The following is a 13,468-nucleotide window of genomic DNA, read 5'->3' on the forward strand; positions in this document are numbered from 1 at the left end:
ATGGCCGTACCCCGCTCGCGGCCGCGCCGGTACCGGGTCGCGCTCTGCGTGATGGCCGCCGTCCTGTTCTGGCTGGTACTTCCCGGCTCCGTGTCGCACGCCCACGCCGAACTGACCAGGTCCGATCCCAAGGAAGGCGCTGAGCTCGCCGAGGCGCCCCGGCGGTTGTCGCTCACCTTCGGCGAGGCGGTGTCGGAACGGGGCTCGTCGGTCGAGGTCGCGGGGGAGAAGCTTCCGTTGAGCCGCGCGTCCGGCGCGCCGCGCACGCTCGTCGCGGATCTGTCCCGGCTCGACCGTCCCCTTTCGGGCAAGGTCGCGGTGGCGTGGCGTTCGAGCAGCGAGACCGACGGTCACACCGCGCGTGGAACGCTCCGCTTCACCGTGGACGCGGTGCCCGCGCCCGTGGTCGCCCCGCCCCCCGCCGCCGAACCCGTGCCGCGCGAGGACCCCGCCGTACGGCCCCTGCTGGTCGCGGTGAAGGTGATCGGCTTCGTGGGGCTGGCGCTGTTCGTGGGCGGGCTCGCCTTCCTGGCGCTGCTGTGGCCGCGCGGGGCCTGGGACCGCCGGGTCCGCGGCGCCCTCGTCACGGCCTGGACGGCCGGAGCCCTCGCCGCCGTCGCCGGCCTCGGGCTGCAGGCCGTCCACACCCGGGTGAGACCGCTGTCGGACGTCGTCGACCCCGGCCTGCTCGGCGCCGTCCTGACCGACCGCATCGGCGAGGTGGGGGCGGTCAAGGGACTGCTGTGGCTGCTGGCGGCCGTGGTCCTCGCCTGGGCGATGCGCGGCGGGGACCAGGCCGTACGGCGGCCCGCGTGGCGGATCGCCGCGCTCGCGGTCGGGTTCGGACTGCTGCGGACCACCGGCATGACGGCGCACGCCGCCGCCTCGCCGCGGCCTTTCCTCAGCCAGACCGCGGACCTGCTGCACCTGGCCGGCGTCTCGCTGTGGTTCGGCGGGCTGGCCGTCCTGCTCGTCGGCGTGCTGCGGCGGCGCCGTCCGGCGGAACTGGCCGAGGTCGTGCCCCGCTACTCCACGCTCGCGCTCGTCTCCGTCCTGACCATCGCGGCCTCCGGGCTGCTGCTGACCTGGCAGCTCGTCGGCTCGTTCGGCGGCCTGCTCACCACGGACTACGGGCGGCTGCTGCTGGCGAAGCTGGCCGTGTTCGCGCTGGTGCTCGGCGCGGCGCAGCGCAGCAAGCGGTGGGTCGCCGCCCGGCTGGACGCGGCCGTGTCGCTGCGCAGCAACGCGGCGACCGTGCGCCCGTTCCTCTACTCGGTGGCGATCGAGACGGCGCTGCTGTGCGTCGTGCTGCTCGCCGCCGCCCTGCTGGTCACGGCCTCCCCCGGCCGCTGACCCCCTGATCGTCGCGGCCGTCCGGGCCGCGACCGTCCCCATGGAAGGAAACCCCCCGTGAGACAACCTCCCGCACCCCCGGCCGCCGCCCGGGGACGGCTCGCACTGGTCGTGTGCGCCGCCCTCGCGATCGCGCTGGCCCTGCTGAGCCTGGTCGGCCTGACCAACCGGGACGAGTCCGGCGGCGGGCTGGGCGCGTCCCGTCCGGCCTCCCAGACCGGCGGGCTCCAGCAGCCCGCGCAGGCGGTGCCCGCAGCCGCGCCGGGCGGTCCCGCACAGAGCGCGGCGGCGGAGCCGATCGTCATCCGGATGAAGAACAACACCTACTCGCGGAGCACGCTCCAGGTGCCCGCCGGGCAGAAGGTCACCTGGGTGAACGACGACGCCGCCCCGCACACGGTCACGACCACCTCGGGCCCCACGAAGATCGACTCCGGGGAGATCAAGCAGGGCGAGTCGTTCTCGTACACCTTCAGCACCCCCGGCACCTACGCGTACTACTGCGCCTACCACCCGGACATGAAGGCGGGCGTGACGGTCACGGGCGGCGGGTCGTCGCCGGCACCCACCGCGTCCCCCACGGCCGCGCCCACCGGTCACCCGACGGGCCACCCCACCCCCGGGCCGACGGCCGGGCCGACCGGAGCACCGACGGCGCCGCCGCCGGGCGGTGGCACGCCGTGCTCGCCGGGCGCGGCGAGCGAGGTGCTCACGGTGATCCTGCAGCACGTCTACGCCGCGCACCTGCAGCGTTCACCCTCGCAGCAGGTCGCCGACGCGCTCGCGCTCGACGCCTACGTCAAGACCCACACCGCGTGGGTGCAGATGATCGCGGAGTCGGGCGTGAAGGGGGCGCAGGAGTTCCTCAAGGGCCTCCAGCCGCTGCTGCAGCACGTCTACGCGGCCCACCTGCAGCGCTCCCCCGGTGAGCAGGTCACGGACGCGCTGGCGCTGGACTCCTACCTGAAGAGCCACACCGTCCTCGTCCAGGACATGCTCAAGCCCGGTCTCGACGGGCTGCTCGGCGGCGGCTGCTGAGCGACGCCGGTCCGGAACGTGCGGCGGACCGGCCGAGTCGCAGTCGGCCGGTCCGCCGCACCCGCGGCCATTGTGCCCCGAGACCTCGACAGTCGAACAGTTGGGAGAAACCCATGGCCAAGCGCATCGGGCTCGTCCTGGCGCTGGGCTCGCCGTCCCTGCTGGCGGGCCTGCTCGGCCCCGCCGCCGAACCGGCCAGGGCCGACACCGCGCAGGTGCGGATGCAGAACACCGCCTACAGCCCGTCCACCCTGACGATCCGCGTCGGCGACACCGTCACCTGGACCAACCTGGACCAGATCCCGCACGACGTGGTGACCACCAGCGGACCGCAGGCACTGCGGTCCCCGATGCTGCAGCGCGGCCGCTCCTGGAGCTTCACCTTCCGCGTGGCGGGGACGTACGCGTACTACTGCTCGGTCCACCCGGCGATGCGGGGGCGCATCGTCGTCCAGCCGCGGGCGGCCACCCCGGCGCCGAGCGGGCACGCCGGGCACGATCCGGCGCCCTCGCGCACGGCGAGGCCCACCGCCTCCGCGAGTTCGACGCCGCGGGACGGGACGTCCACGCCCGCACCGTCGACGACGTCCACGCCGTCCGCGCCGGCGGCCGCGCAGCCGCAGCCCGCCGCGAACGCGTCCGCCGCCCCCGGCAAGTCGGTGAACCCGCTGCTGCCGATCGCCGGGCTGGTCTGCGCGGTCGCGGTGTTCTGCCTGCTCCTGCTCACCTCACCGGCCGCCGGCCCCGAACACCTCGACGACTGACCGGAGGACACCTGTCATGCCCCTGCCCGTCCCGCGGCGCCCGCCGGCTTCCCGGTCCGCGCGCCGCCTGCTGCCGCTGTGCGCCGCCGCGTCGCTGATCGCGTTCACCGCCACCCCCGTCCGGGCGCACGCCGAGCTGCGCTCGTCCGATCCCGCCGAGGGCGCGGTGCTCGCCACGCTGCCCGGCACCATGACCCTCACCTTCACCGAGCCGCCGTCGGCGGAGACGTCACTGGTCACGCTGGGCGCGACCCGGCTCGCGCTCAGCAAGCCCGCGGGGAGGGACGACACGCTCGTCGCCGACCTGGGCAAGGTCCCGGACACCGTGCGCGGGCCGGTCGTGGTCGCCTGGCGCGCGGTGAGCGCGGCCGACGGGCACGTCGCGAGCGGGGTCGTCCATCTGACCGTCCGCGGGGCCTCCGGAGCCGGGGCCGCGTCCCCGCCCCCGTCCGCGCGACCGGCCGCCGTTCCGGCCGCGCGGGAGGAGTCCGGCGCGAGCGGGTTCTGGTACCTCGCCCTGCTGGCGGTGTTCGCCGCCGCCGTCGCCGCGGGCATCGGGTACGCGATCCGGCGCCCGCGCGGAGAGGACCGGTGACCGCCGCCCGCGCCGCCTGACCTAGCGGGCGGGCCGCTCGTCCCGCTCCGCCGGCGGCTCCGGCGGGGCGGCGGCGAGCAGGGAGTGCCGGCGGCTGTAGGCGAAGTAGACGACCAGGCCGATCAGGAACCAGAGCGCGAACCGCACCCAGGTCTGCCAGGCCAGGAACGTGATCAGCCAGACCGAGAACACCACGCCGACCGCCGGGATCACCGGCATCCACGGGAGGCGGAACTCGCGCGGCAGGTCGGGACGGCGGTAGCGGAGCACGATCACCGCGACGCAGACCACGATGAAGGCCAGCAGGATGCCGATGTTGGTCAGCTCGGCGGCCTCGCCGATCGGCAGGAACCCGGCGATCAGCGCGGACCCGGCACCGAGGATCCAGGTGATCCGGGTGGGCACCCTGCGGGTCGGGTGGGTCTTGGCGAACCAGCCGGGCAGCAGCCCGTCCCGGCTCATCGAGAACCACACCCGGGCCGCGCCCATCATGAACGTGAACAGCACGGTGAGGATCCCGAGGATGGCGCCCACCGCGATGACCAGCCCGACCGTCTTCATGCCGACCGACGCGAACGCCGAGGAGAACGCGGCGGTGGGGTTGATGTCGCGGTAGTCGACCATGCCGGTCAGCACCAGGCAGGCCAGCACGTACAGGACCATCGAGACCGCGAGCGAGTAGATGATCGCCTTGGGCATGTGCCGGCGGGCGTCATGGGACTCCTCGGCCGCGGTGGACATGGCGTCGTAGCCGAAGACCGCGAAGAAGACGGTCGCCGCCCCGGTGACCGCCCCGCCCAGCCCGAACGGGAAGAACGGCGCGTAGTTGCCGGTGTTGATCTTGAAGACGCCGACCACGATGACCAGCAGCACGATGCCGACCTTGAGGTAGACCAGCGCCGTCTCGAACCGGGCCGCGCTCTTCATGCCCAGGTTGAGGACGTAGGCGATGAGCAGGCACAGCAGCGCCGCGAACAGGTTGATCTTGTAGCTGCCGGCGGCGACGCCCTCGGTTTCGGTGCCGGGGGCGCCGACCATCCACAGCGGCAGGTCGACGTCGATGAAGCCGAGCAGGTCGTTGAAGTAGCCGGAGATGCCGATCGCGACGACCGCGACGATGGCGGTGTACTCCAGGAGCAGGTCCCAGCCGATGAACCAGGCGGCGAACTCGCCGAGGACGACATACCCGTAGGTGTAGGCGGACCCGGCCCTCGGGATGAGCCCGGCGAACTCGGCGTACGACAGCGCGGCGGCGGCGCTGGCGATCCCGGCGATCAGGAACGAGATCACCACGGCCGGTCCGGCCGTCTCGTTGGCGACGGCGCCCGCGAGGGAGAAGATCCCGGCGCCGATGATGCCGCCGATGCCGATCGCGGTGAGCTGCCAGAGGCCCAGCGTGCGGCGCAGGCCGCCGGTCTCGCCGGTGTCGTCCTCGATGCGGTCGATGGGCTTGCGCCGGACCAGGGAGCGGAACGTGCTGTGGGCGGTGGCCATGGCGGTACCTCCTCTGGTGACCGTTCCTAAACAGTGTCCGGGAGTGACAGTCGATGTCGGCTCCCGGAACTGCGCGTATCCCGAACGGTGTTGGATGCGCTGGTCTCCCGCGTTCGTCTGCCCGCTCGGCCGGGTGCATCGTGTGCACGGTCCGTGACGGGTGGGCGGGTTCCCTCACGCTCCCGTGCGCCTGGTCCGGCCTGGACGGTCCGATGCCCGCGACGATCACTCCGGTCGTCGCGGGGCGGTGCCGTCCGTCGCCGGATCGGGTGCCCGAGGGCGCGTCGCCCGATCGCGATGCTCGCGGCATCGTGCCGGGAAACTTCACGGCGTGGGGTGCGCAGTGGCTTCTGCCAGTGCTGGGCACCCCACTGGGATGTGTAGGCCGGGTCGACGGCCACGACCGCCAAGCCCGCTTCGGCCGCCATCGACACCAGCCGTGCCTTCAGTTTCCCGGTGGGAAGCCGGAGATCAGCTGCCGGAACCGCCTGCACCGCCCGTGCCTCTCCCGCGTCTTGTGGTCCGCGAAGTCGAGGTCTTCGATGGCGATGGCGGCCACGCCGCAGGACGCGGCCCAGTGCAGCAGGCGGGTCAGAGCGTGCCGGATCTGCGCGTCGCGATGCGAGGCGGTACCGGTCAGGGTGTAGTCGAACCGGTGCGGGTCGCCGACGGGGTTGCCGCAGGCGTCGAGCCGCCATGCGGCCAGGTGGTCGGCGTTGGCGTCCACCCCGATCACACCCCGCGCGCACGCCGTCTGGAGGGGGAGGGTTCGGGCGGGGGTGCGCTGCCAGGACGCGGTGAGATACCAGCGGTCACGTTCGGGGTCGTGGTGGATGCGGTAGGCCACGGCACGGTCGGCCTCGATGCGGTCGGCGCACTCGGCTCCCCGGTGCCGGAACGCGACGCGGGCGGCGAGAACGTAGCGGCCGTGCGGAGCATTGGCCAGATGGGCCAGCGGGGCGGGGAGGCGGATCGACACCTGGCCGCCGGGGGTGAGGCGGATGGTCTCGTTACCGTACCGCTTCCCGCTCTCGCCATCGGCGGCCAGGAACGATCGCCGGGCCTCCCAGCGCTCCCGCCACCGCCGCTCGGTGAGCCCGGCATCGCCGAGATGGTGGCGGAGGCGGGCGAGTCTCTTGCCGCCGCGCACCACGTGCACGATCCCGGCGTCCCGGTCGGCCCGCTCACGGGCGAGCCGGTCCTTCAGGACGCCCAGGCGGCGGGACTTGGCAAACCACTCGCGCCGCGACCCGTACCCGCCCGGGACGCGTCTGGTGCCTTCGGCTCCGATCGGCAGCGACAGCCGGTGCTCCAGCGTCCGCACCCCCGACTCCAAACCCTGGACGTGCGCGTGCTGGGCGCGGCGGGCCAAGGCCCACTGGTCATGGGTGGCCTTGGTGATCGAACCGGCCCACCGCGCCGACGACACCCCGGTCAACTCCCGCTTACGCGCCGCCCACCGGCCCGCATCATGCTCCAGGCCATCACCGCACCGGACCTTCAGATCCCGGGCCGCCAGCGAACCCAGATACGCCCCCGCCAGCCGCAACACCCGCTCGTCCTCAGCCGTCAGGCCCTTGAGACGGTCACGCACCGCCACCCCCGACGGGCCCGCCGCCACGAACGGCGCCGCGATCGCACGCACCCCGCCGCCTGGGCGGCGGGCTGTGCGGCCGGGGGCGGCGTGGCGGGGCGCCGTCTCGGCGACCACACCACCGGAAGCGGTGCGCGACATGACAAACACTTTAAGTGACAGGATTCGAACATGCAATCGACTCGCACCACTCGGACACCGTGGCGGCACGCCGCCATGGGATGGGCACGCACGGGTAGTCATGGACACCCCCCGAACACCCTCCCGCCAACAGTTCCGAACCCCCGACCTCTCCCTGTCTCCTTCCCTCGCTTCGGCGGCCGCGCCAGGGGAGCCGATCACGATTGGAGCAAGGTCCTGTGAGGGGCTCGGGCGTGCGGGCCCAGAGCGCCTCAGGCGAAGATGTGCTCGCTCAGGAGGCGTTCGAAGGCGGCCTCGAAACGCTCGTAGTGCTCGCGCAGGCCGGGGCCGGGCCAGCCGGAGTGGAGCAGCGGCGGGGGCAGCAGCGGATCGCGCAGCAGGTGGCGCAGGACGGCGGCGGAGACGGTGAACTGCTCGGCCAGAGTGTCGGCCTGGTCGAGGGCGGCGCGCAGGTCGCCGGCGGTGGCCGTCCAGGCGTCCAGGTCCCAGAGGACGGCGGCGAGGGCGGCGGGGTCGCGTTCGGGCCGCCCCTCCAGGAAGGTGCACTGCCGCTGGACGATCTCGGGCCGTCCGGGGCGGCTGAGGTTGGCCGGACGCAGCCAGGTGCCCTCGCGGAGCTCGGCGAGGCGGAGCGCGGACATCGCCTGGCGCAGCGCGGCGCGCTCGGCGGGGGAGCGGCGTTCGGCGGTGATGACGGCGATCTCCCAGGTGCCGTCCCAGGGGCGGGTGCGGGGGAAGCGGCTCTCGTCCTGGCGGGTCTGGCGGTTGCGGAGCCGGTCGGTGAGCTCGTAGCGGCCCTTCTCGTCCTGGACGAGGTCGCCCGAGGCCACCATCCGCGACAGCGCGACCCGGATCGTGCCCTCGGCGATGCCGAACAGCTCGCCGACCCGGACCGCCTGGCGGGCGCCGATGCGGGGCGGGTGCAGGCCGAGGAGCGTGCTCAGGACGACCGAGCGCGCCGTCAGCGGTCTGAGTTCCAGAGTGTTCGCCATGTGGGGCAGGACCTTACCGGCACGGAACCGTCCAGGATGAAATTACAGACTTTCGTCGACTGTAGCGAGAGTGTAATGTCCGGCCATGGCGTCCTATCTGATCGAGCCCGTGGACCGGCTCCCGTTCGGCGGCCCGGAGAAGGCCCGCCGGTACGCGACCGAGCGCTACCAGGGGGCCGCGGGCCTCAACTGGTACACCTGCGACCCCACGCTGCGCCTCCTCATGCGGCGCCACCTCGGCGCGGACGGCCTCGCCTGGGCCGAGCCGCGGCTGACCGAGCTGGGCGCGCTCATGGGCGGCCCGATCGCCGAGCGGGCCGAGGAGACCGACCGCGACCCGCCCCGCCTGGAGAAGTACGACCGGTGGGGCCGGGACATCAGCCGGGTCGTGATGCCGCCGTCGTTCGAGGCCGCCCGCGCCGACCTGGTCGCGACCGGGTTCACCCGTCCCGGCTTCGTCGCCGAGGCGAAGGCGGCGGGCGTGGACCCGGCGCCGCTGGGCGTGGCCTGGAGCTACCTGCTCGACCAGGCCGACATCGGCATGGCCTGCGCGCTCGGCACGGGCGGCGACATGGTCGTCGGGCTGACCGAGCCGTTCGCCCCCGAGGACGTCAAGGAACGCGTGCGCGAGCTGTTCGCGGCCGGGGAGTTCTCCGGCGAGGCCGCGCAGATGCTCACCGAACGGTCCGGCGGCTCCGACCTCGGCGCCCTGGAGTCGACCGCCACGCCGGACGGCGACGACACCTGGCGGCTGAACGGCTTCAAGTGGTTCGCGTCCAACGCCAACGGCTCGGCGTTCGTCGTCCTGGCCAAACCCGAAGGAGCGGTGGACGGCGTGCGGGGCATCGCGCCGTTCCTCGTGCTGCGGGAACGGCGGGACGGGTCGCGCAACGGCATCCGCGTCCGCCGCCTCAAGGACAAGCTCGGCACCCGCTCGGTCGCCTCGGCCGAGATCGAGTTCACCGACGCCGAGGCGTTCCTCCTCGCCCCCGCCTCCAGCGCCCCGGTGGAAGGAGCGGCGGGCGACGGCAAGGGCCTGGCCCGCATGATGGAGCTCACCAACGGCGCCCGGCTCGGCATCGCCGCGATGGGCCTGGGCTGCGCCCGCCGCTCGCTGGTCGAGTCGCTGTGCTACGCGCGGGCCCGCGAGGCGTTCGGGGCACCGCTGTACGAGCAGCCGCTGATGCGCCGCAAGCTCGCCGAGCTGATCGTGGAGACCGAGGCCGCCCAGGCCCTGGTCTTCGACGGCTACCTGGGCCGGCCCCGGCTCCGGATCGGCGCCGCCCTCATCAAGCTGCGCACCGCGCGGCTCGGCGTGACCGCCGCCAGCGACGCCATCGAGATCCACGGCGGCAACGGCTACATCGAGCAGTGGCCGGTGGCCCGGATCCTGCGCGACGCCCAGGTCAACCCGATCTGGGAGGGCGGCGACAACGTCCTGTGCCTGGACGTGCGGCGCGCGATGGAACGCGAGCGGGCGCACCTGCCGTTCCTCGACCGGCTCGAGAGCGCAGCCGCCCGGGCGCCGGAGGGCGACGGCGCGACCGCCGGCCTCGTCCGCGAGCGCATCGGCGACCTGCGCAAGGCGATCGAGCGGTGGCACGGCCTCGACCGGGCCACCGCCGAGGCCCGCCTCTACCCGCTCGCCCAGTACATGGCCGACGTGTACGCGGCGGCGCTGCTGCTGGAGCAGGCCGGGTGGGAGCGGTCCGAGCTGGGCACCGACCGCAAAGCGCTGGTCGCCCGCCTGTACGCGGGCGCCCGGCTGGCCGACCAGGGCGCGCTGCGCGGCATCGACGCCCCGTCCGAGGACCTCGACCGCTTCGAGGAACTGGCCGGCGGCGCGTTGCTCGACGACCGCTCCTAGCGCCTCACCAGGGATAGGCGCCGTTGTCGTCGAAGGCTCCGCCGGTCGGGCCGTCCGGGCCCAGGGTGGCGAGCTTCACGGCGATGGCGGCGCCGTCCGCGGCGGTGCGCGTGATCGGGATGCCCAGGTCCAGCCCCTTGAGGAAATCGGTGTTGCAGGGCCCCGGGATCGCGCAGTTCACCAGGACGCCGTCGGCGCGCAACTCCTTGGCGTACTGCACGGTCAGCATGTTCAGCGCCGACTTGGACGACACGTACGCCGCCGCGGCGGGCATCGCGGTGAAGTAGTGCCCCGGGTCGGTCATGTTGGTGAGGGAACCGGTGCCGCTGGACACGTTCACGATGCGCGCGGACGGGGACCGCCGCAGCAGCGGCAGCATGGCGTTGGTCACCCGCACCACCCCGAACAGGTTGGCCTCGAACACCTCCTTGATCTCCGCCACCTCGCACGCGCTCGGCGGGGTCAGCGTCCCGGGGACGCCCGCGTTGTTGACCAGCACGTCGAGGCGGCCGTAGCGGTCGCCGATCTCCGCCGCGGCGGCGTCGACGGTGGACTGGTCGGTGACGTCCAGGGCGATGCCGCGGGCGTTCTTCAGGCGGGCCACCGCGTCCGCGCGGCGCCCCTCGTCCCGGGCCCCGACCAGGACGGTCATGCCGAGTCCTGCGAGCCCGGCGGCGATCTCGAAGCCGATCCCCTTGTTGGCACCCGTCACCAGAGCGATCTTCGTGTCATCGGTCATGGCCCGATTGCACACCGCCCTCCGCGCCCGGTCCAGGATCATCCCGGTCCCGGGCAATACCCTGGCGGTATGGCCGATGGTCCGGACCGGATCGAGACGCGGGAGCTCGCCTACTTCGCCGCCGTCGCCGAGGAGCTGCACTTCGGGCGGGCCGCCGCCCGCCTGGGCATCGCGCAGCCGCCGCTGTCACGGGCGATCCAGCGGCTCGAACGCAGGCTCGGCGTCCTGCTGCTGGAGCGCACGCCCCGCGGCGTCACGCTCACCGGCCCCGGCGAGGTGCTGCTGCGCGAGGCGCGGCGCGCCCTGGAGGCGGTGGACGCCGCCGTCCGCCGGACCCGCCGCGCGGGCGCCGGCACGGAACGGATCGTCCTGGTCATGAAGCCGGGCGGGGACGGCGGCCTGCTCCCCGCGATCCTGGACGCCTACGAGGCCGCCGAACCCGACCCCGTGCCCGTCGAGGTGATGATGTGCGGGATCGGGGAGCGCGGCCGGGCGCTGCGCGACGGATCGGCGGACGCCGGGCTGCTGCACACCCCCTACGAGGACCTGACCGGCTTCGACACCGAGGAGCTCGTGACCGAGGGGCAGGTCCTGATCGTGCCGCGCGGGCACCGGCTGGCCGGGCGCGGGCACGTCACCCTCGCCGACCTGGACGGCGAACGCCTCTTCGACCGGGAGCGGGACGGGATGCCCGAGGCCGGGCACCTGATGCAGATGATCGCGCTGGGCCGGGTCGCGATGCTGGCGCCGGAGTCGGTGGCCGACCACCTGCGCCGCGACCTGGTGTGCGTGCCGGTGCCGGACGCGCCCGCGGTCACGGTCGTGATCGCCTGGCCGGAGCGGACCCGGTCGCCCGCCGTGGCCGCCCTGGTGCGCGCCGCCGGGGCCGCGGCCGCCGGGGGTGCGGCCGCGGGGCGTCGTGTCCGCGGGTAACGTCACCGGTACAGCCAGCCGTACCCCCGCCGGTGGCGCAGCCGATACAGCGGCGGGGCACCCCGGGCCGGAACCGCCGAAACGATGGACGCGGCCACCGTCCGTCCGCTAGAGAAACGTGTTATGACCGCTTTGGTACTGGGTCCCCTGCTCCGGCACGTGTCCGAGCGCACGGCGACGATCTGGGTCGAGACCGACCGTCCGTGCGAGGTCCGCGTGTCCACCGGGGCGCCCGGCGTGGAGGCCGCCGCGCGCACCTTCACCGCGCACGGCCACCACTACGCGCTCGTCGAGATCGACGGGCTGGACCCGGGCGCCCGGGTCCCGTACGCGGTCGCGCTGGACGGCGAGACGGTGTGGCCGGAGCCCGGCTCGCCGTTCCCCGCCAGCCAGATCCGGACGATGGACACGGCCGGGATGGTCCGGGTCTCCTTCGGCTCGTGCCGCCGCTCCCCCGACCGGGCCGGGGTGCACGGCCTGGACGCGCTGTCCGCGTTCGCCCACCACCTCGCCGCCCAGCAGGCCGCCGACGCGGGCGGCCGCGGCGACGGCGGCCGCGCCTGGCCCGACGCGCTGCTGATGGTCGGCGACCAGATCTACGCCGACGAGCTCGGCGAGGAGATGCTCGCCTACCTGCACGAGCGCCGCGGCCCCGACACCGAGCCGAAGGGCGAGGTGGCCGACTTCGAGGAGTACACCAAGCTCTACGAGCTGGCCTGGCAGGAGGACCCGGCCGTGCGCTGGCTGCTGTCGACGCTGCCGACGTTCACCGTGTTCGACGACCACGACGTCCGCGACGACTGGAACACCTCCCACGCCTGGCGCCAGGAGATGTGGAAGAAGCCCTGGTGGCGGGCCCGGATCACCGGCGGCATCGGCTCGTACTGGGTCTACCAGCACCTCGGCAACCTCTCCCCCGAGGAGCGCGCCGCCGACCCGGTGTACGTGGCGGTGCGCCTCGCGGCCGCGGAGGGCGGCGACGTCGGGAAGATCATCGACGAGTTCGCCGAGCGGGCCGACCGGGAGCCGGCCACCGCCCGCTGGAGCTACGCGCACGACTGGGGCGGCACCCGCCTGATCGTCGTCGACAGCCGGGCGTCGCGGCTGCTGACCGCCGACAGCCGCGGGATGCTGGACGAGGAGGAGTTCGCCTGGCTGGACGGGCAGGTCCAGGGCGGCATGGAGCACCTGCTGATCGCCAGTTCGCTGCCCTACCTGCTGCCGCGCTCCATCCACCACGCCGAGGCGTGGAACGAGGCGATGGCCGACGGCGCCTGGGGCAAGCGCGGCGCCCAGCTCGCCGAGGGGATCCGGCAGGCCGCCGACCTGGAGCACTGGGCGGCGTTCGACCGCTCGTTCCGCGCGATGGCCGACTACGTGCTGGCCGTGGCGCGGGGCGAGCGCGGCACGGCCCCGGTGAGCATCTCGTTTCTGTCCGGCGACATCCACTACTCCTACCTCGCCCGGGTCACCAAGCCCGACACCGGCCGGACCGACGCGGCGGGCCGGGCCATCGGCGGGACGGCGATCACGCAGGTGGTGTGCTCGCCGCTGCGCAACCCGCTGGCCGGCAAGTTCCGCACGGCCAACAAGGTCGCGGGCACGCCGCTGCTGCCGGGGATGTTCCGGATGCTGGCCAAGTCCGCGAAGGTGCCGGTGCCGCCGCTGAAGTGGAAGATCACCGACGGGCCCTGGTTCGAGAACGCCATCGCGACCGTCGAGCTGGCCGGACGCCGTTCCCAGGTGCGCTGGGACACGCCGCTGTCGGCGACCGAGATCGGCGAGATGGGCCGCGCCCACATCTGCTGACCCGGCGAACCGAGACGCCCGCGGCGTGAGGTGCGTCCGCTCCGCCCCCTCAACGGAGCGGACGCACCTCGCCGGACCATCGGCGTCCCCGCCCTTGCCCCCTCCTCGGGAGCGGCCCAGGACGCCGATGGCGTTCTGTGGGTTTCACG

11 protein-coding genes are annotated in these 13,468 nt (G+C 73.8%); 7 read left to right on the forward strand and 4 right to left on the reverse strand.

The features are described 5' to 3' along the window. From ACFPZN_RS17050 to ACFPZN_RS17065, 4 genes are all read left to right on the forward strand, one after another. Positions 1–1,353, forward strand: a complete 1,353-nt coding sequence (locus ACFPZN_RS17050) for a copper resistance CopC/CopD family protein (protein WP_378282956.1) — start codon at positions 1–3, stop codon at positions 1,351–1,353. A gap of 57 nt (positions 1,354–1,410) precedes the next feature. Beyond that, positions 1,411–2,391 carry a cupredoxin domain-containing protein gene (locus tag ACFPZN_RS17055; RefSeq protein ID WP_378282957.1) on the forward strand — a complete coding sequence of 327 codons (981 nt, stop codon included), beginning with the start codon at positions 1,411–1,413 and terminating at the stop codon, positions 2,389–2,391. Positions 2,392–2,504: 113 nt separating this feature from the next. After that, complete coding sequence (locus tag ACFPZN_RS17060; protein WP_378282958.1) at positions 2,505–3,155, forward strand: cupredoxin domain-containing protein; 651 nt, start codon at positions 2,505–2,507, stop codon at positions 3,153–3,155. Between the two features lie 16 nt (positions 3,156–3,171). Continuing rightward, positions 3,172–3,750 (forward strand): copper resistance CopC family protein, encoded by a 579-nt coding sequence (locus tag ACFPZN_RS17065; protein WP_378282959.1) that lies wholly within the window; start codon positions 3,172–3,174, stop codon positions 3,748–3,750. A 21-nt stretch (positions 3,751–3,771) separates the two neighbouring features. On the opposite strand, the gene ACFPZN_RS17070 is transcribed toward ACFPZN_RS17065, so the two are convergent. The 3 genes from ACFPZN_RS17070 to ACFPZN_RS17080 all read right to left on the reverse strand — a co-directional run bounded on the left by ACFPZN_RS17070 (position 3,772) and on the right by ACFPZN_RS17080 (position 7,971). Next, positions 3,772–5,244 (reverse strand): amino acid permease, encoded by a 1,473-nt coding sequence (locus ACFPZN_RS17070; protein ID WP_378282960.1) that lies wholly within the window; start codon positions 5,242–5,244, stop codon positions 3,772–3,774. 445 nt (positions 5,245–5,689) lie between these two features. After that, complete coding sequence (locus tag ACFPZN_RS17075) at positions 5,690–6,979, reverse strand: IS200/IS605 family accessory protein TnpB-related protein (RefSeq protein ID WP_378282961.1); 1,290 nt, start codon at positions 6,977–6,979, stop codon at positions 5,690–5,692. A gap of 251 nt (positions 6,980–7,230) precedes the next feature. Continuing rightward, positions 7,231–7,971, reverse strand: coding sequence for a PaaX domain-containing protein, C- domain protein (locus ACFPZN_RS17080; protein WP_378282962.1), 741 nt, complete (start codon positions 7,969–7,971; stop codon positions 7,231–7,233). A gap of 85 nt (positions 7,972–8,056) precedes the next feature. On the opposite strand from ACFPZN_RS17080, the gene ACFPZN_RS17085 reads away from it, so the two are divergent. Then, on the forward strand, positions 8,057–9,838 hold the full coding sequence (locus ACFPZN_RS17085; protein WP_378282963.1) for an acyl-CoA dehydrogenase family protein: 1,782 nt from the start codon (positions 8,057–8,059) through the stop codon (positions 9,836–9,838). Positions 9,839–9,842: 4 nt separating this feature from the next. Here the strand turns inward: ACFPZN_RS17085 and ACFPZN_RS17090 are convergent, their stop codons facing one another. Beyond that, positions 9,843–10,577 (reverse strand): SDR family NAD(P)-dependent oxidoreductase, encoded by a 735-nt coding sequence (locus ACFPZN_RS17090; protein WP_378282964.1) that lies wholly within the window; start codon positions 10,575–10,577, stop codon positions 9,843–9,845. A 69-nt stretch (positions 10,578–10,646) separates the two neighbouring features. Here ACFPZN_RS17090 and ACFPZN_RS17095 point away from each other — a divergent pair, with 69 nt between their 5' ends. Together ACFPZN_RS17095 and ACFPZN_RS17100 are read left to right on the forward strand one after the other, a co-directional pair. Further along, the gene (locus ACFPZN_RS17095; RefSeq protein WP_378282965.1) at positions 10,647–11,510 is read left to right on the forward strand and encodes a LysR family transcriptional regulator; all 864 of its coding nucleotides are present in this window, start codon (positions 10,647–10,649) and stop codon (positions 11,508–11,510) included. A 123-nt stretch (positions 11,511–11,633) separates the two neighbouring features. After that, on the forward strand, positions 11,634–13,319 hold the full coding sequence (locus ACFPZN_RS17100) for an alkaline phosphatase D family protein (RefSeq protein ID WP_378282966.1): 1,686 nt from the start codon (positions 11,634–11,636) through the stop codon (positions 13,317–13,319). The last annotated feature ends 149 nt before the right edge of the window (positions 13,320–13,468 follow it).

The organism is Actinomadura rugatobispora (genome assembly GCF_042656285.1).
In the GTDB taxonomy this organism is placed as follows: Bacteria; Actinomycetota; Actinomycetes; order Streptosporangiales; family Streptosporangiaceae; genus Spirillospora; species Spirillospora rugatobispora.

What these genes read in the sequence shown, in the direction of transcription:
- ACFPZN_RS17050 (WP_378282956.1), top strand. Translation starts at nt 1, where the DNA reads ATGGCCGTACCCCGCTCGCGGCCGCGCCGGTACCGGGTCGCGCTCTGC.
- ACFPZN_RS17070 (WP_378282960.1), bottom strand. Translation starts at nt 5,244, where the DNA reads ATGGCCACCGCCCACAGCACGTTCCGCTCCCTGGTCCGGCGCAAGCCC.
- ACFPZN_RS17090 (WP_378282964.1), bottom strand. Translation starts at nt 10,577, where the DNA reads ATGACCGATGACACGAAGATCGCTCTGGTGACGGGTGCCAACAAGGGG.
- ACFPZN_RS17100 (WP_378282966.1), top strand. Translation starts at nt 11,634, where the DNA reads ATGACCGCTTTGGTACTGGGTCCCCTGCTCCGGCACGTGTCCGAGCGC.
- ACFPZN_RS17060 (WP_378282958.1), top strand. Translation starts at nt 2,505, where the DNA reads ATGGCCAAGCGCATCGGGCTCGTCCTGGCGCTGGGCTCGCCGTCCCTG.
- ACFPZN_RS17065 (WP_378282959.1), top strand. Translation starts at nt 3,172, where the DNA reads ATGCCCCTGCCCGTCCCGCGGCGCCCGCCGGCTTCCCGGTCCGCGCGC.
- ACFPZN_RS17095 (WP_378282965.1), top strand. Translation starts at nt 10,647, where the DNA reads ATGGCCGATGGTCCGGACCGGATCGAGACGCGGGAGCTCGCCTACTTC.
- ACFPZN_RS17085 (WP_378282963.1), top strand. Translation starts at nt 8,057, where the DNA reads ATGGCGTCCTATCTGATCGAGCCCGTGGACCGGCTCCCGTTCGGCGGC.
- ACFPZN_RS17080 (WP_378282962.1), bottom strand. Translation starts at nt 7,971, where the DNA reads ATGGCGAACACTCTGGAACTCAGACCGCTGACGGCGCGCTCGGTCGTC.
- ACFPZN_RS17075 (WP_378282961.1), bottom strand. Translation starts at nt 6,979, where the DNA reads ATGTCGCGCACCGCTTCCGGTGGTGTGGTCGCCGAGACGGCGCCCCGC.